Origin of the sequence: Pseudomonas sp. PDM22 (genome assembly GCF_014851965.1) — a bacterium.
In the GTDB taxonomy this organism is placed as follows: Bacteria; Pseudomonadota; Gammaproteobacteria; order Pseudomonadales; family Pseudomonadaceae; genus Pseudomonas.
The window spans coordinates 1-255 of sequence record NZ_JACVAR010000066.1 but is presented as its reverse complement, the minus strand read 5'-3'; the positions used below and the strand labels follow the sequence as shown (position 1 = coordinate 255).

At 46.3% G+C, this 255-nt stretch carries 1 rRNA gene; it reads right to left on the bottom strand.

Features of this window, described 5'->3' with window-relative positions:
• A 16S ribosomal RNA gene (locus tag IB255_RS31390) occupies positions 1 to 95 on the bottom strand; the annotation flags it as partial.
• Positions 96 to 255 lie beyond the last annotated feature (160 nt).

The window sequence follows — 255 nt, the reverse complement described above, 5'->3', positions numbered from 1 at the left end:
TGAATCCGGGAGCAAGCTCCCATCATCCGCTCGACTTGCATGTGTTAGGCCTGCCGCCAGCGTTCAATCTGAGCCATGATCAAACTCTTCAGTTCAATACTGCTTGGGTTTTGAGAAAACCCTAAACCTGGCTCAGCAATCGCATGCTCTATTTAAAGAGCTAAAACTCTCGAATTCACGAGTGTTACTTGCGTTGCTGATAATCAGTCGATCATCAGTCTTACATCACAAGCACCCACACGAATTGCTTGATTC